The organism is Escherichia sp. TC-EC600-tetX4 (assembly GCF_019356055.1).
Lineage (GTDB): Bacteria > Pseudomonadota > Gammaproteobacteria > Enterobacterales > Enterobacteriaceae.
The window spans coordinates 4,264,016-4,280,888 of sequence record NZ_CP079924.1; the positions used below are offsets into that span (position 1 = coordinate 4,264,016).

The 16,873-nt window shown below is 53.1% G+C and carries 9 protein-coding genes, 1 tRNA gene and 3 rRNA genes; 3 read left to right on the forward strand and 10 right to left on the reverse strand.

What is annotated here, in order from left to right:
* Nucleotides 1-154 precede the first annotated feature (154 nt).
* The 3 genes from aceA to metA all read right to left on the reverse strand — a co-directional run bounded on the left by aceA (nucleotide 155) and on the right by metA (nucleotide 4,288).
* Nucleotides 155-1,459 (reverse strand): isocitrate lyase, encoded by a 1,305-nt coding sequence (gene aceA, locus KXD89_RS20695; RefSeq protein ID WP_000857856.1) that lies wholly within the window; start codon nucleotides 1,457-1,459, stop codon nucleotides 155-157.
* A gap of 29 nt (nucleotides 1,460-1,488) precedes the next feature.
* Nucleotides 1,489-3,090 carry a malate synthase A gene (gene aceB, locus KXD89_RS20700; RefSeq protein ID WP_000138905.1) on the reverse strand — a complete coding sequence of 534 codons (1,602 nt, stop codon included), beginning with the start codon at nucleotides 3,088-3,090 and terminating at the stop codon, nucleotides 1,489-1,491.
* Between the two features lie 268 nt (nucleotides 3,091-3,358).
* Nucleotides 3,359-4,288: a homoserine O-succinyltransferase gene (gene metA, locus KXD89_RS20705; protein ID WP_001122779.1), complete on the reverse strand. Its 930-nt coding sequence runs from the start codon at nucleotides 4,286-4,288 to the stop codon at nucleotides 3,359-3,361.
* 156 nt (nucleotides 4,289-4,444) lie between these two features.
* Here metA and KXD89_RS20710 point away from each other — a divergent pair, with 156 nt between their 5' ends.
* Complete coding sequence (locus KXD89_RS20710; RefSeq protein ID WP_000237004.1) at nucleotides 4,445-4,888, forward strand: acetyltransferase; 444 nt, start codon at nucleotides 4,445-4,447, stop codon at nucleotides 4,886-4,888.
* Nucleotides 4,889-4,950: 62 nt separating this feature from the next.
* Here the strand turns inward: KXD89_RS20710 and KXD89_RS20715 are convergent, their stop codons facing one another.
* The 5 genes from KXD89_RS20715 to KXD89_RS20735 form a co-directional block, all read right to left on the reverse strand.
* Entirely contained in the window at nucleotides 4,951-5,334 is a 384-nt protein-coding gene (locus KXD89_RS20715) for a YjaA family stress response protein (protein ID WP_001326558.1), read from the reverse strand.
* Nucleotides 5,335-5,410: 76 nt separating this feature from the next.
* Nucleotides 5,411-5,526: ribosomal RNA gene (gene rrf, locus KXD89_RS20720) — 5S ribosomal RNA — on the reverse strand.
* Nucleotides 5,527-5,620: 94 nt separating this feature from the next.
* Nucleotides 5,621-8,524: ribosomal RNA gene (locus tag KXD89_RS20725) — 23S ribosomal RNA — on the reverse strand.
* A gap of 193 nt (nucleotides 8,525-8,717) precedes the next feature.
* A tRNA-Glu gene (locus KXD89_RS20730) sits at nucleotides 8,718-8,793 on the reverse strand.
* 85 nt (nucleotides 8,794-8,878) lie between these two features.
* Nucleotides 8,879-10,420, reverse strand: a 16S ribosomal RNA gene (locus tag KXD89_RS20735).
* Together the 16S, 23S and 5S rRNA genes with 1 tRNA gene alongside form the textbook arrangement of a ribosomal RNA operon.
* Nucleotides 10,421-11,034: 614 nt before the next feature.
* On the opposite strand from KXD89_RS20735, the gene purH reads away from it, so the two are divergent.
* On the forward strand, nucleotides 11,035-12,624 hold the full coding sequence (purH, locus tag KXD89_RS20740) for a bifunctional phosphoribosylaminoimidazolecarboxamide formyltransferase/IMP cyclohydrolase (RefSeq protein WP_001187559.1): 1,590 nt from the start codon (nucleotides 11,035-11,037) through the stop codon (nucleotides 12,622-12,624).
* Between the two features lie 11 nt (nucleotides 12,625-12,635).
* Entirely contained in the window at nucleotides 12,636-13,925 is a 1,290-nt protein-coding gene (gene purD / locus KXD89_RS20745) for a phosphoribosylamine--glycine ligase (RefSeq protein WP_000866800.1), read from the forward strand.
* On the opposite strand, the gene zraR is transcribed toward purD, so the two are convergent.
* On the reverse strand, nucleotides 13,922-15,247 hold the full coding sequence (gene zraR / locus KXD89_RS20750; RefSeq protein WP_000148503.1) for a sigma-54-dependent response regulator transcription factor ZraR: 1,326 nt from the start codon (nucleotides 15,245-15,247) through the stop codon (nucleotides 13,922-13,924). The genes purD and zraR overlap by 4 nt on opposite strands.
* Nucleotides 15,244-16,641 (reverse strand): two-component system sensor histidine kinase ZraS, encoded by a 1,398-nt coding sequence (gene zraS, locus KXD89_RS20755; RefSeq protein WP_001211892.1) that lies wholly within the window; start codon nucleotides 16,639-16,641, stop codon nucleotides 15,244-15,246. The genes zraR and zraS overlap by 4 nt, the downstream gene beginning before the upstream one ends.
* Between the last annotated feature and the right edge of the window lie 232 nt (nucleotides 16,642-16,873).

A 16,873-nucleotide genomic window follows, 5' to 3' on the forward strand; every position in this document is an offset into this window, starting at 1 on the left:
GCCGGATGCGGCGTAAACGCCTTATCCAGCCTACGTTCGGCAACGGCTGTAGGCATGATAAGACGCGCAAGCGTCGCATCAGGCATCGTGCACCGATTGCCGGATGCGGCGTGAACGCCTTATCCGGCCTACAGTCAGCAACGGTTGTTGTTGCTTAGAACTGCGATTCTTCAGTGGAGCCGGTCAGCGCGGTGACTGAAGACGTGCCGCCCTGAATAATAGTCGTCACTTTATCGAAGTAACCTGTACCCACTTCCTGCTGGTGAGATACGAAGGTATAGCCATCTTTCGCGGCGGCAAATTCCGGCTGCTGCACTTTCTCAACGTAGTGCTTCATACCCTCGCCCTGGGCATAGGCGTTTGCCAGGTCAAACATGTTGAACCACATGCTGTGGATACCTGCCAGGGTGATGAACTGGAACTTGTAGCCCATATCCGACAGCTGCTGCTGGAAGCTGGCAATAGTTTTGTCGTCGAGGTTTTTCTGCCAGTTGAACGACGGCGAGCAGTTATAAGCCAGCAGTTTGCCCGGATATTTCGCGTGGATAGCTTGTGCAAAGCGACGCGCCAGTTCCAGATCCGGCGTGGAGGTTTCACACCAGACCAGGTCAGCATATGGCGCATACGCCAGGCCACGGCTGATCGCTTGCTCAATGCCCGCATGAGTACGGAAGAAGCCTTCACTGGTACGCTCGCCGGTAATAAATTCGCTGTCATACGGGTCGCAATCGGAGGTGATCAGATCCGCCGCATCAGCATCGGTACGGGCAACCAGCAGGGTTGGAACGCCCGTCACGTCAGCTGCCAGACGCGCCGCGACCAGTTTCTGAATAGCTTCCTGAGTTGGCACTAAAACTTTGCCGCCCATGTGACCGCATTTCTTCACTGACGCCAGCTGATCTTCGAAGTGAACTGCCGCTGCACCGGCTTCAATCATCGCTTTCATCAGTTCAAAGGCATTCAGGACACCGCCAAAACCGGCTTCCGCATCGGCAACGATCGGCAGGAAGTAATCGACATAGCGCGGATCGCCCGGCTCAATGCCCGCGGACCATTGGATCTGATCGGCACGACGGAAGGTGTTGTTGATCCGCTCCACCACAGCTGGCACCGAGTTTGCCGGATAGAGCGACTGATCCGGATACATGCTGGCCGCCAGGTTAGCGTCCGCCGCTACCTGCCATCCCGACAGATAGACTGCTTCAATACCCGCTTTCGCCTGTTGCAGCGCCTGACCGCCAGTCAGTGCGCCGAGGCTGTTGATGTAGCCTTTTTTCGACTCACCGTGCAGCAGACGCCACATTTTCGCTGCGCCCAGTTGCGCCAGCGTGCATTCAGGATTGACTGAACCGCGTAATTTCACCACATCTTCCGCACTGTATGGGCGAGTAATGCCTTCCCAACGCGGTTGAGTCCACTCTTTCTGTAATTCTTCAATTTGTTGTGTACGGGTTTTCATGTGCAGATGCTCCATAGTTATGTGGTGGTTTACGCTAACAGGCGGTAGCCTGGCAGGGTCAGGAAATCAATTAACTCATCGGAAGTGGTGATCTGTTCCATCAAGCGTGCGGCATCGTCAAAACGCCCCTGGGAGAAACGTTCTTCGCCCAGTTCGCTGGCAATGACTTTCATCTCTTCGCCCAGCATCTGGCGGAACAAGGCTTTGGTCACCGGTTTGCCATTGCTCAACGTTTTTTGATGATGGATCCACTGCCAGATCGAGGTACGGGAAATTTCAGCCGTCGCCGCATCTTCCATCAGGCCATAAATCGGCACACAGCCGTTGCCAGAGATCCACGCTTCGATGTACTGCACAGCCACGCGAATGTTGGCGCGCATACCTTCTTCGGTGCGTTCACCATCACAAGGTGCCAGCAGCTGATCGGCAGTAATCGGCGCGTCTTGTTCGCGCATCACTTCAAGCTGATTTTTACGGGAGCCGAGAATGTCGTTGAATACCGCCATTGCCGTGTCCGCAAGGCCTGGGTGAGCGATCCATGTGCCATCGTGACCGTTATTGGCTTCCAGCGATTTATCCGCTTTTACTTTGTTGAGCACCTGGTTATTGTGCTCTTCATCTTTGCTCGGAATAAACGCCGCCATGCCGCCCATCGCAAAAGCACCGCGTTTATGGCAGGTTTTAATCAACAGGCGTGAGTAAGCATTCAGGAATGGTTTATCCATCGTCACTGCCTGTCTGTCTGGCAGGACGCGATCGGGATAGTTTTTCAACGTTTTGATATAGCTGAAGATGTAATCCCAACGACCGCAGTTCAGACCAACAATATGGTCACGCAGCGCGTGAAGGATTTCATCCATCTGGAACACGGCGGGCAGCGTTTCAATCAGCAACGTCGCCTTGATGGTGCCGCGCGGCAGATTAAAGCGATCTTCTGCATAGCTGAAGACTTCGCTCCACCAGGCCGCTTCCTGCCAGGACTGGGTTTTCGGCAGATAGAAATAGGGACCACTGCCCTTTGCCAACAGTGCCTGATAGTTGTGGAAGAAATAGAGCGCAAAATCAAACAGGCTGCCGGGGATTGCCTCACCACGCCAGGTGACATGTTTTTCCGGCAAGTGCAGACCGCGTACCCGACAAATCAAAACCGCTGGATTGGGCTTGAGCTGGTAAATTTTGCCTGCTTCATTGGTGTAACTGATGGTGCCGTTAACCGCATCACGCAGGTTAATTTGCCCGTCGATCACTTTGTTCCAGTCTGGTGCCAGTGAATCTTCGAAATCGGCCATAAAGACTTTCACATTGGCGTTGAGCGCGTTGATCACCATCTTGCGCTCTACCGGGCCAGTTATCTCTACGCGGCGGTCTTCTAAGTCCGCAGGAATCCCGCGAATTTTCCAATCAGCATCGCGAATGGAAGCTGTTTCCGAAATAAAATCAGGCAACGTTCCGTTATCAATATCTTGCTGCTGCTGAATGCGCGCTGCCAGAAGTTTATTGCGTTGTGGCGTAAAATGCGTCACCAGCTCAGTCAGAAATTCTACCGCTTCGGCAGTAAGAATTTGCTTCTCCTGCTCGCCATACGGCCTTGTGAAAGCCAGTTCATCGGTTGTTGTTGCCTGTTCAGTCATCGTGCAGCTCCTCGTCATGGATCCGAAAACTTCCCCACTGTGAACGAAGGATCGTTGTGCTCTTTTCGTTCAGCACAACTAAGACTACTCATTTAAAATGCAAAATCAAAAACAATTTCCATTTTAATTAAAAATACTTGATAACTTGTTGATAACAATATGAATAAAATTTATTCACCTGCTGAGGTACGTTTCGGAAATAAAAAAGGCACCCGAAGGTGCCTGAGGTAAGGTGCTGAATCGCTTAACGATCGACTATCACAGAAGATTAATCCAGCGTTGGATTCATGTGCCGTAGATCGTATGGCGTGATCTGGTAGACGTAATAGTTGAGCCAGTTGGTAAACAGTAAATTACCGTGACTACGCCAGCTCGCTCGCGGTGTATTTTGCGGATCATTGTGCGGGAAATAGTTATACGGTACATCCGGGTCTAGTCCGGCTTCCACATCGCGGAAAAATTCCTGCGCCAGCGTTTGCGCATCATATTCGGGATGGCCCGTCACAAAGGCAATGCGCTTATCTTTACTGGCAAACAGATATGCATCCCCTTCTTCCGTCTCTGCCAGAATTTCCAGATCGGTGTAATCACGAATCAACGCTGCCGGAAAGTCAGCATAGCGCGAATGCGGTGCCAGGAATGAATCATCAAAGCCACGCGTCAGAAGCGCATGAGGATGGAGAATATGATGCTCGTAAACGCCAGAGAGTTTTTCGGTGCGAGTTTGCTTAGGAATGCCGTAGAGGATATTGAGCGCGGCCTGTACCGCCCAGCAGACAAACAGCGTCGAGGTGACGTGATCTTTCGACCACTCCAGCACCTGTTTGATCTGCGGCCAGTAAGCGACATCATTAAACTCCACCAGGCCCAGCGGCGCACCAGTTACAATCAAACCGTCAAAGTTCTGATCCTGAATATCTTCAAAGTTACAGTAGAAGTTGTTCAGATGCTCTGCGGGCGTGTTGCGCGATTCACGGGAATCGATGCGCAACAGCTGAATATCGACCTGCAAAGGTGAGTTTGAAAGCAGGCGCAGAAACTGATTTTCAGTTTCAATCTTCTTCGGCATCAGGTTAAGGATCAGAACCTTAAGTGGACGAATTTCCTGACCAGACGCACGAGAAGTTGTCATCACAAAGACGTTTTCTTCACGCAAGAAATTGACGGCGGGTAGCTCGTCCGGCACACGAATCGGCATAACCTGATTACCTCACTACATACGCTTATACGTTTAGACATCCAGATAGCTGAAGATAACCAGAAAATTTGCCAATGTCGAGCCTGCATGTTGAAGGTGAGAAAGTTTCAAGGAAAAGACTACGTTAGAATATAAGAATGACTAAAAGGAGAGAAAATGGTTATTAGTATTCGCCGCTCACGGCATGAGGAAGGGGAGGAACTCGTTGCGATTTGGTGTCGTTCTGTCGATGCCACTCACGATTTTCTATCAGCAGAGTATCGGACCGAGCTGGAGGACCTAGTTCGTTCCTTCCTGCCGGAAGCGCCGTTGTGGGTCGCGGTTAATGAGCGGGATCAGCCGGTTGGATTTATGTTGCTAAGTGGGCAGCATATGGATGCGCTGTTTATCGATCCTGATGTGCGCGGCTGCGGCGTAGGTCGGGTGCTGGTGGAGCATGCGCTCTCGATGGCACCGGAACTGACAACCAACGTTAATGAGCAAAATGAGCAGGCGGTTGGGTTCTATAAGAAGGTGGGTTTTAAGGTTACGGGACGCTCTGAGGTGGACGATTTGGGGAAACCGTATCCGTTGCTGAATCTGGCGTATGTGGGGGCGTAGGCGATTTTTTCTCATCCCGGTGGGCTGAACTTCAGGTTTAGTACCCACCAATGGTGACACGATTATTTCTGCTTAAGCATTGCCATGACCGCACTATCACTGAGTACCGCTGATTGCGCATGGATGTGGAACTGGCGATATTTCATTAACGTTGCCCCAGCGACCACTTCATGGAGAATGCGTTCCTCAACCTGTGACAAACCGCCCTCATTCATTTCCAGTGCGCTCACAACAATATCCATACGTTTTGCTGGCAAAAAAGAATGCCAGGTTGAACGTGGGTGGAGTTGCAGAACAAGATCTTGCAGAACTTTTTCTGCAACAAAGAAATTGGCGATTAACAGGCGCTGGTTACTGAAGGCAGCGTCTCCTGACACTTCACGTTTGCTTTCAAGATCGCGAACAGTAATTTGATTACGACGAATTTGGATATACAGAACTGACATGAGATTCCCTTCATCATGCAAATAATTGATATGCAAAAAACCCCGGCCTTATGGACCGGGGTTTTTCTAATTTGATGCCTGGCAGTTCCCTACTCTCGCATGAGGAGACCCCACACTACCATCGGCGCTACGGCGTTTCACTTCTGAGTTCGGCATGGGGTCAGGTGGGACCACCGCGCTACTGCCGCCAGGCAAATTCTGTTTTATCAGACCGCTTCTGCGTTCTGATTTAATCTGTATCAGGCTGAAAATCTTCTCTCATCCGCCAAAACAGCTTCGGCGTTGTAAGGTTAAGCCTCACGGTTCATTAGTACCGGTTAGCTCAACGCATCGCTGCGCTTACACACCCGGCCTATCAACGTCGTCGTCTTCAACGTTCCTTCAGGACCCTTAAAGGGTCAGGGAGAACTCATCTCGGGGCAAGTTTCGTGCTTAGATGCTTTCAGCACTTATCTCTTCCGCATTTAGCTACCGGGCAGTGCCATTGGCATGACAACCCGAACACCAGTGATGCGTCCACTCCGGTCCTCTCGTACTAGGAGCAGCCCCCCTCAGTTCTCCAGCGCCCACGGCAGATAGGGACCGAACTGTCTCACGACGTTCTAAACCCAGCTCGCGTACCACTTTAAATGGCGAACAGCCATACCCTTGGGACCTACTTCAGCCCCAGGATGTGATGAGCCGACATCGAGGTGCCAAACACCGCCGTCGATATGAACTCTTGGGCGGTATCAGCCTGTTATCCCCGGAGTACCTTTTATCCGTTGAGCGATGGCCCTTCCATTCAGAACCACCGGATCACTATGACCTGCTTTCGCACCTGCTCGCGCCGTCACGCTCGCAGTCAAGCTGGCTTATGCCATTGCACTAACCTCCTGATGTCCGACCAGGATTAGCCAACCTTCGTGCTCCTCCGTTACTCTTTAGGAGGAGACCGCCCCAGTCAAACTACCCACCAGACACTGTCCGCAACCCGGATTACGGGTCAACGTTAGAACATCAAACATTAAAGGGTGGTATTTCAAGGTCGGCTCCATGCAGACTGGCGTCCACACTTCAAAGCCTCCCACCTATCCTACACATCAAGGCTCAATGTTCAGTGTCAAGCTATAGTAAAGGTTCACGGGGTCTTTCCGTCTTGCCGCGGGTACACTGCATCTTCACAGCGAGTTCAATTTCACTGAGTCTCGGGTGGAGACAGCCTGGCCATCATTACGCCATTCGTGCAGGTCGGAACTTACCCGACAAGGAATTTCGCTACCTTAGGACCGTTATAGTTACGGCCGCCGTTTACCGGGGCTTCGATCAAGAGCTTCGCTTGCGCTAACCCCATCAATTAACCTTCCGGCACCGGGCAGGCGTCACACCGTATACGTCCACTTTCGTGTTTGCACAGTGCTGTGTTTTTAATAAACAGTTGCAGCCAGCTGGTATCTTCGACTGATTTCAGCTCCATCCGCGAGGGACCTCACCTACATATCAGCGTGCCTTCTCCCGAAGTTACGGCACCATTTTGCCTAGTTCCTTCACCCGAGTTCTCTCAAGCGCCTTGGTATTCTCTACCTGACCACCTGTGTCGGTTTGGGGTACGATTTGATGTTACCTGATGCTTAGAGGCTTTTCCTGGAAGCAGGGCATTTGTTGCTTCAGCACCGTAGTGCCTCGTCATCACGCCTCAGCCTTGATTTTCCGGATTTGCCTGGAAAACCAGCCTACACGCTTAAACCGGGACAACCGTCGCCCGGCCAACATAGCCTTCTCCGTCCCCCCTTCGCAGTAACACCAAGTACAGGAATATTAACCTGTTTCCCATCGACTACGCCTTTCGGCCTCGCCTTAGGGGTCGACTCACCCTGCCCCGATTAACGTTGGACAGGAACCCTTGGTCTTCCGGCGAGCGGGCTTTTCACCCGCTTTATCGTTACTTATGTCAGCATTCGCACTTCTGATACCTCCAGCATGCCTCACAGCACACCTTCGCAGGCTTACAGAACGCTCCCCTACCCAACAACGCATAAGCGTCGCTGCCGCAGCTTCGGTGCATGGTTTAGCCCCGTTACATCTTCCGCGCAGGCCGACTCGACCAGTGAGCTATTACGCTTTCTTTAAATGATGGCTGCTTCTAAGCCAACATCCTGGCTGTCTGGGCCTTCCCACATCGTTTCCCACTTAACCATGACTTTGGGACCTTAGCTGGCGGTCTGGGTTGTTTCCCTCTTCACGACGGACGTTAGCACCCGCCGTGTGTCTCCCGTGATAACATTCTCCGGTATTCGCAGTTTGCATCGGGTTGGTAAGTCGGGATGACCCCCTTGCCGAAACAGTGCTCTACCCCCGGAGATGAATTCACGAGGCGCTACCTAAATAGCTTTCGGGGAGAACCAGCTATCTCCCGGTTTGATTGGCCTTTCACCCCCAGCCACAAGTCATCCGCTAATTTTTCAACATTAGTCGGTTCGGTCCTCCAGTTAGTGTTACCCAACCTTCAACCTGCCCATGGCTAGATCACCGGGTTTCGGGTCTATACCCTGCAACTTAACGCCCAGTTAAGACTCGGTTTCCCTTCGGCTCCCCTATTCGGTTAACCTTGCTACAGAATATAAGTCGCTGACCCATTATACAAAAGGTACGCAGTCACACGCCTAAGCGTGCTCCCACTGCTTGTACGTACACGGTTTCAGGTTCTTTTTCACTCCCCTCGCCGGGGTTCTTTTCGCCTTTCCCTCACGGTACTGGTTCACTATCGGTCAGTCAGGAGTATTTAGCCTTGGAGGATGGTCCCCCCATATTCAGACAGGATACCACGTGTCCCGCCCTACTCATCGAGCTCACAGCATGTGCATTTTTGTGTACGGGGCTGTCACCCTGTATCGCGCGCCTTTCCAGACGCTTCCACTAACACACACACTGATTCAGGCTCTGGGCTGCTCCCCGTTCGCTCGCCGCTACTGGGGGAATCTCGGTTGATTTCTTTTCCTCGGGGTACTTAGATGTTTCAGTTCCCCCGGTTCGCCTCATTAACCTATGGATTCAGTTAATGATAGTGTGTCGAAACACACTGGGTTTCCCCATTCGGAAATCGCCGGTTATAACGGTTCATATCACCTTACCGACGCTTATCGCAGATTAGCACGTCCTTCATCGCCTCTGACTGCCAGGGCATCCACCGTGTACGCTTAGTCGCTTAACCTCACAACCCGAAGATGTTTCTTTCGATTCATCATCGTGTTGCGAAAATTTGAGAGACTCACGAACAACTTTCGTTGTTCAGTGTTTCAATTTTCAGCTTGATCCAGATTTTTAAAGAGCAAATATCTCAAACATCACCCGAAGATGAGTTTTGAGATATTAAGGCAGGTGACTTTCACTCACAAACCAGCAAGTGGCGTCCCCTAGGGGATTCGAACCCCTGTTACCGCCGTGAAAGGGCGGTGTCCTGGGCCTCTAGACGAAGGGGACGTATCAGTCTGCTTCGCAAGACGCCTTGCTTTTCACTTTCTATCAGACAATCTGTGTGAGCACTGCAAAGAACGCTTCTTTAAGGTAAGGAGGTGATCCAACCGCAGGTTCCCCTACGGTTACCTTGTTACGACTTCACCCCAGTCATGAATCACAAAGTGGTAAGCGCCCTCCCGAAGGTTAAGCTACCTACTTCTTTTGCAACCCACTCCCATGGTGTGACGGGCGGTGTGTACAAGGCCCGGGAACGTATTCACCGTGGCATTCTGATCCACGATTACTAGCGATTCCGACTTCATGGAGTCGAGTTGCAGACTCCAATCCGGACTACGACGCACTTTATGAGGTCCGCTTGCTCTCGCGAGGTCGCTTCTCTTTGTATGCGCCATTGTAGCACGTGTGTAGCCCTGGTCGTAAGGGCCATGATGACTTGACGTCATCCCCACCTTCCTCCAGTTTATCACTGGCAGTCTCCTTTGAGTTCCCGGCCGGACCGCTGGCAACAAAGGATAAGGGTTGCGCTCGTTGCGGGACTTAACCCAACATTTCACAACACGAGCTGACGACAGCCATGCAGCACCTGTCTCACGGTTCCCGAAGGCACATTCTCATCTCTGAAAACTTCCGTGGATGTCAAGACCAGGTAAGGTTCTTCGCGTTGCATCGAATTAAACCACATGCTCCACCGCTTGTGCGGGCCCCCGTCAATTCATTTGAGTTTTAACCTTGCGGCCGTACTCCCCAGGCGGTCGACTTAACGCGTTAGCTCCGGAAGCCACGCCTCAAGGGCACAACCTCCAAGTCGACATCGTTTACGGCGTGGACTACCAGGGTATCTAATCCTGTTTGCTCCCCACGCTTTCGCACCTGAGCGTCAGTCTTCGTCCAGGGGGCCGCCTTCGCCACCGGTATTCCTCCAGATCTCTACGCATTTCACCGCTACACCTGGAATTCTACCCCCCTCTACGAGACTCAAGCTTGCCAGTATCAGATGCAGTTCCCAGGTTGAGCCCGGGGATTTCACATCTGACTTAACAAACCGCCTGCGTGCGCTTTACGCCCAGTAATTCCGATTAACGCTTGCACCCTCCGTATTACCGCGGCTGCTGGCACGGAGTTAGCCGGTGCTTCTTCTGCGGGTAACGTCAATGAGCAAAGGTATTAACTTTACTCCCTTCCTCCCCGCTGAAAGTACTTTACAACCCGAAGGCCTTCTTCATACACGCGGCATGGCTGCATCAGGCTTGCGCCCATTGTGCAATATTCCCCACTGCTGCCTCCCGTAGGAGTCTGGACCGTGTCTCAGTTCCAGTGTGGCTGGTCATCCTCTCAGACCAGCTAGGGATCGTCGCCTAGGTGAGCCGTTACCCCACCTACTAGCTAATCCCATCTGGGCACATCCGATGGCAAGAGGCCCGAAGGTCCCCCTCTTTGGTCTTGCGACGTTATGCGGTATTAGCTACCGTTTCCAGTAGTTATCCCCCTCCATCAGGCAGTTTCCCAGACATTACTCACCCGTCCGCCACTCGTCAGCAAAGAAGCAAGCTTCTTCCTGTTACCGTTCGACTTGCATGTGTTAGGCCTGCCGCCAGCGTTCAATCTGAGCCATGATCAAACTCTTCAATTTAAAAGTTTGATGCTCAAAGAATTAAACTTCGTAATGAATTACGTGTTCACTCTTGAGACTTGGTATTCATTTTTCGTCTTGCGACGTTAAGAATCCGTATCTTCGAGTGCCCACACAGATTGTCTGATAAATTGTTAAAGAGCAGTTGCGACGCGCTTTAGCGCACTGTCGCGAGGTGGCGTATATTACGCTTTCCTCTTTCAGAGTCAACCCTGAATTTCAGGATTTTTCTCTTCAACCGAACCGGCTGTTTGTGTGAAGTGATTCACATCCGCCGTGTCGATGGAGGCGCATTATAGGGAGTTCTCCGCAGGCCGCAATAGAAAAATTGCAGAAAAATGACTGACTGCTGCATTCCCCAGCAAAAGCCCGCTTTATACCTTTTTACGCACAGAGTTATCCACAATCATCAATGTAATTTCTGTATTTTGCCCACGGTAACCACAGTCAAAATTGTGATCACCATTGAAAGAGAAAAATTCGCGAGCGTTGCGCAAACGTTTTCGTTACAATGCGGGCGAAAAATAAGGATGCCCCGTTAGGGGCGTTAGCTGAGTTTTTCGCGAAAAATTCAGCTAACGCTCTCTGTAATAGTCAAATCCAGGGGATTTACCATGCAACAACGTCGTCCAGTCCGCCGCGCTCTGCTCAGTGTTTCTGACAAAGCCGGTATCGTCGAATTCGCCCAGGCACTTTCCGCACGCGGTGTGGAGCTGCTGTCTACAGGGGGCACTGCCCGTCTGTTAGCAGAAAAAGGTCTGCCGGTAACCGAAGTTTCCGATTACACCGGTTTCCCGGAGATGATGGATGGACGCGTGAAGACCCTGCATCCGAAAGTACATGGTGGCATTCTGGGCCGTCGCGGCCAGGACGATGCCATTATGGAAGAACATCAGATCCAGCCTATCGATATGGTGGTTGTTAACCTGTATCCGTTCGCCCAGACCGTGGCCCGTGAAGGTTGCTCGCTGGAAGATGCGGTTGAGAACATCGATATCGGCGGCCCAACGATGGTGCGCTCCGCCGCCAAGAACCATAAAGATGTCGCAATCGTGGTGAAGAGCAGCGACTATGACGCCATTATTAAAGAGATGGATGACAACGAAGGATCGCTGACGCTTGCAACCCGTTTCGACCTCGCCATCAAAGCCTTCGAACACACTGCCGCCTACGACAGCATGATTGCCAACTACTTCGGCAGCATGGTTCCGGCTTACCACGGTGAAAGCAAAGAAGCCGCCGGTCGCTTCCCACGCACGCTGAACCTGAACTTCATTAAGAAGCTGGATATGCGTTACGGCGAGAACAGCCACCAGCAGGCTGCCTTCTATATAGAAGAGAATGTGAAAGAAGCCTCCGTTGCTACCGCAACCCAGGTTCAGGGTAAAGCCCTCTCTTATAACAACATCGCCGATACCGATGCGGCGCTGGAGTGCGTGAAAGAGTTCGCCGAGCCGGCATGTGTGATTGTGAAGCACGCCAACCCTTGCGGCGTGGCTATCGGCAATTCCATTCTTGATGCTTACGATCGCGCGTACAAAACCGACCCAACCTCCGCATTCGGCGGCATCATTGCCTTTAACCGCGAGCTGGATGCGGAAACCGCACAGGCCATCATTTCTCGTCAGTTTGTCGAAGTGATTATTGCGCCGTCCGCCAGCGAAGAAGCCCTGAAAATCACCGCCGCCAAACAGAACGTACGCGTTCTGACCTGCGGTCAGTGGGGCGAGCGTGTTCCGGGCCTCGATTTCAAACGCGTGAACGGCGGTCTGCTGGTTCAGGATCGTGACCTGGGGATGGTCGGTGCGGAAGAACTGCGCGTGGTGACCAAACGTCAGCCGAGCGAACAGGAACTGCGTGATGCGCTGTTCTGCTGGAAGGTGGCGAAGTTTGTGAAATCCAACGCTATCGTCTATGCCAAAAACAATATGACTATCGGCATTGGCGCGGGCCAGATGAGCCGCGTGTACTCCGCAAAAATCGCCGGTATTAAAGCGGCCGATGAAGGCCTGGAAGTGAAAGGTTCCTCGATGGCTTCTGACGCGTTCTTCCCGTTCCGCGACGGTATTGATGCCGCCGCCGCTGCGGGCGTGACCTGCGTAATCCAGCCTGGCGGTTCTATCCGTGATGACGAAGTGATTGCCGCCGCCGACGAGCACGGTATTGCGATGCTCTTCACCGACATGCGCCACTTCCGCCATTAATGGAGCAATAGATGAAAGTATTAGTGATTGGTAACGGCGGGCGCGAGCACGCGCTGGCCTGGAAAGCGGCCCAGTCGCCGCTGGTTGAGACTGTTTTTGTTGCTCCGGGTAATGCAGGCACTGCACTGGAACCCGCGCTGCAAAACGTTGCTATTGGCGTGACCGATATCCCGGCGCTGTTGGATTTCGCACAAAACGAAAAGATTGATCTGACCATCGTCGGCCCGGAAGCGCCGCTGGTGAAAGGCGTGGTCGATACCTTCCGCGCCGCCGGGCTGAAAATCTTCGGCCCAACCGCAGGTGCGGCCCAACTGGAAGGCTCAAAAGCGTTTACCAAAGATTTCCTGGCCCGCCATAAGATCCCTACGGCGGAATACCAGAACTTCACCGAGGTAGAACCTGCGCTGGCGTATCTGCGTGAGAAAGGCGCGCCAATCGTCATTAAAGCGGACGGTCTGGCTGCCGGGAAAGGCGTTATCGTGGCGATGACGCTGGAAGAAGCGGAAGCGGCTGTTCACGATATGCTGGCGGGCAACGCTTTTGGCGACGCGGGTCATCGCATCGTTATCGAAGAGTTCCTCGATGGCGAAGAAGCGAGCTTTATCGTGATGGTGGACGGCGAGCATGTGCTGCCGATGGCTACCAGCCAGGATCACAAACGCGTAGGCGATAAAGATACCGGACCAAACACCGGCGGGATGGGCGCTTACTCCCCCGCGCCGGTAGTAACCGATGACGTTCATCAGCGCACCATGGAACGTATTATCTGGCCAACCGTGAAAGGCATGGCGGCGGAAGGCAACACCTACACCGGTTTTCTCTACGCGGGCCTGATGATCGACAAACAGGGCAATCCGAAGGTTATTGAATTTAACTGCCGCTTTGGCGATCCGGAAACCCAGCCGATTATGCTGCGCATGAAGTCCGATCTGGTTGAGCTCTGCCTGGCGGCCTGTGAAAGCAAACTGGACGAGAAAACGTCCGAGTGGGATGAACGCGCTTCTCTCGGCGTGGTGATGGCTGCGGGTGGATATCCGGGTGATTACCGCACCGGTGACGTGATCCACGGCCTGCCGCTGGAAGAAGTGGCAGGCGGCAAAGTGTTCCACGCGGGCACAAAACTGGCGGATGACGAGCAGGTAGTGACCAACGGCGGGCGCGTACTGTGCGTCACCGCGCTGGGTCATACCGTGGCAGAAGCGCAGAAACGCGCCTATGCCTTAATGACCGATATCCACTGGGACGACTGCTTCTGCCGGAAAGATATCGGCTGGCGCGCTATCGAACGCGAGCAGAACTAACGCGACAGTTTTGCCAATAGCGTTTTGCGCGTGATCCCTAACTGACGGGCGGCTTCGGTTTTGTTGCCGCCCGTTTTCTCCAGCGCCGCCAGAATCACCTCTTTTTCCACTTCCACCAACGGCTGAATATCCTGACTTTGTCCCAGCGGGATCGGCGTACTGGCAATCGCCAGCGGCAGCTCGCGTTCGGAAATATATTCCCCGGTCAGCAGCACCACTGCCCGTTCCACCGCGTTTTCCAGCTCACGAATATTTCCCGGCCAGTCGTAATGAATCAACAGATCCATCGCCTGGGGCGTAAAACCTTTTACCGCCTTGCGATTACGCTCGGCAAAGCGCTGCAGAAAATGGCCAGCCAGCAGAGGGATATCTTCCCGCCGTTGCCGCAGCGATGGTACTTCAATCGCCACCACATTCAGGCGATAGTAGAGATCCTGGCGAAAACGCCCGGCATTCACCTCTGCGGCAAGATCGCGATGGGTCGCCGCAATCAGCCGGACATCAACCGAGATAATCTGGTTGCTACCGACACGCTGAACTTCGCGCTCCTGAATCGCACGCAGCAGACGCACCTGCATCATCGGCGAGATATCGCCAATTTCATCGAGAAACAGCGTGCCGCCGTCCGCCTCAACAAAGCGCCCTTCCCGGCGTTTATCGGCTCCAGTAAACGCCCCTTTTTCGTGACCGAACAATTCAGATTCCAGCAAGGATTCGTTGAGTGCCGCACAGTTGAGCGTTACCAGCGGTTTTTCGCTACGTGCGCTACTGGCGTGAATCGCCCTGGCGACCAGCTCTTTACCGGTGCCGGAATCGCCGTGGATCAGTACCGTGGCTTCCGATGGCGCGACGAGGGCGATTTCACTGAGCAGGTGTTGCATCGCCGGGCTTTTACCGACCATACCGAACTGGCTGGCAGTCACCGCAGGTGTTTCAGCATCAATACTGTGCGTATGCGCGAGCGCTTTTTCCAGCGTCGCCTGTAGGTTATCGAAATCCAGCGGCTTGATGAGATAATCCAGCGCCCCAGTTTTCAGTGCCTCTACCGCCGTCTCGACGCTGGAGTACGCAGTCATAATCAGCACCGGAATTGCCGGGTTTAACGCTTTGATCTCTTTCAGCGTGGCGATGCCGTCCATCTCCGCCATTCGCACATCGCAAAGCACAAGATCAAAAACCTGTTCCCGCACCTGCTCCAACGCCTGTCGCCCGCTGTTCGCCAGCGCGACGTTATAGCCCCAGCCGCGCAGTAAAGCCTGCAAAATAGTGCAGTGGCTAATGTCATCATCCACCACCAGAATATCGATATTATCGTGCGTCATCCTTGTGGGTCCTTACGCGTAATATTGACCGGAAGCCAGAGGGTGAACGTTGAGCCTTTTCCCTCCTGGCTTGCGACCTGAATTGTACCACCGTGTTGTTCAACAATATTATGCACGACCGCCAGCCCCAATCCGGTGCCTTCGGCTTTAGTGGTGAAGTACGGAGTGAAGATGGCATCAAGCTGATCTGCCGCAATTCCCTTACCGCTGTCGGTAACGCTGATTTTCACGCCCGCGCCGCTTTCGCTGGCCGTCACGCTAATCACGCCATGCTGACCAATCGCCTGAATAGCATTGAGATAGAGATTCAACAGGACCTGAGTCAGCCTGTCCGGGTCGGCCTGAATTTCCGGTAATGTGTCGTTGGCGGTAAAGCGTAACTGGATCTCCCGGCTGTTTGCATCCTGACTTACCAGCTGTAATGAGTGGTTAATCAGCGTGTTGAGATCCACCGCCTGCAAAGCCAGATGCGTTGGCTTAACCAGTTCCAGCAACTCGCTTACCACGCGGTTTAAACGGTCGGCCTCTTTCGCCATCACCTGCGCCAGTTGATGCGCTTCTCCCCCTGCAGGCGCGCGCTCGGCAAAGTATTTCGCCAGTCCTTTAATCGAGGAAAGTGGGTTACGGATTTCGTGGGCAACGCCTGCCGCAAGATGCCCCAGCGCCACCAGCTTCTCTTTGCGCTTCATTTCATCTTGTAGAAGCTGGCGCGAGCGCAGATAGCGGCGATACCAGAAGAATGACAATACGCTTGCCAGCAAGACCGTCGCCAGGGCGAAGAGGATAATCAGGGTATTGCGCTTTTCCCCACTCTGGGTTGCAACCAGATCACTGGCATCAACGGCGATAAAAATAGCCTGTTGTGCATCTACTTGTGGCACAGCTTTGCCGTTACAGCGCGGCATATTGTGCATTCCATGCCGCCAGGGCGCTGACATTGGCTGGAACAAACGATAGACCTCAAGTGCAGGCGTAGTTTCCGTTTTCCCAAGCAGCCGCCAGCGGGAGTTTTCCTCTGGCTTTAATTTCTGCATTTCATCCGGCGAATAGAGCGCACGCCCGACCTTATCGGGGTCGCTATGAAGAATAATGATGCCCTGCGCATCGGTGACTGCGAACCACAACACTCCCGGCTGTCCCGCCATCTCTTCCAGAAGCGCCTGTTGCTGTACATGGTGCATTCGCATCCCCATCCCTACGCGGCTTCCCGACTCCAGAGCGCGGATAAGCACATTACCTTTTTCCAGTAATGCCTGGCGGTCTGCCTCGCTTGCCCGCCCATAATCACGAATCACAGTTACCGCAAACAATCCCACCAGCCCAACAATGACCACGGGGAGGATCGCGCTTAACCATTTAGCTAAGGAGTCTTTAGAACGTTGCATAAAACGCATCTTCTTCTTTGCCTGCTCATCCCTTTCTGACAGCAGAAATCATGCCATCTTTTATCAGCGCTTACCCTGCGCTGTAACACAAAGGCTTAAGTTTCAATGAGTAAAAATGACTCGCTACCCGCAGCAGGCGAGTCATTTTTACTCGTTTATCATGCCAGATTACCCGTCATATCAGCGTTTCATCGTTGGCACGGAAGATGCAATACCCGAAGTAAGACAACCACTGGAGGAT

Excerpts from the sequence above, each read along its gene's own strand:
- aceA (WP_000857856.1), bottom strand. The coding sequence starts at position 1,459 with ATGAAAACCCGTACACAACAAATTGAAGAATTACAGAAAGAGTGGACT.
- aceB (WP_000138905.1), bottom strand. The coding sequence starts at position 3,090 with ATGACTGAACAGGCAACAACAACCGATGAACTGGCTTTCACAAGGCCG.
- metA (WP_001122779.1), bottom strand. The coding sequence starts at position 4,288 with ATGCCGATTCGTGTGCCGGACGAGCTACCCGCCGTCAATTTCTTGCGT.
- KXD89_RS20710 (WP_000237004.1), top strand. The coding sequence starts at position 4,445 with ATGGTTATTAGTATTCGCCGCTCACGGCATGAGGAAGGGGAGGAACTC.
- KXD89_RS20715 (WP_001326558.1), bottom strand. The coding sequence starts at position 5,334 with ATGTCAGTTCTGTATATCCAAATTCGTCGTAATCAAATTACTGTTCGC.
- purH (WP_001187559.1), top strand. The coding sequence starts at position 11,035 with ATGCAACAACGTCGTCCAGTCCGCCGCGCTCTGCTCAGTGTTTCTGAC.
- purD (WP_000866800.1), top strand. The coding sequence starts at position 12,636 with ATGAAAGTATTAGTGATTGGTAACGGCGGGCGCGAGCACGCGCTGGCC.
- zraR (WP_000148503.1), bottom strand. The coding sequence starts at position 15,247 with ATGACGCACGATAATATCGATATTCTGGTGGTGGATGATGACATTAGC.
- zraS (WP_001211892.1), bottom strand. The coding sequence starts at position 16,641 with ATGCGTTTTATGCAACGTTCTAAAGACTCCTTAGCTAAATGGTTAAGC.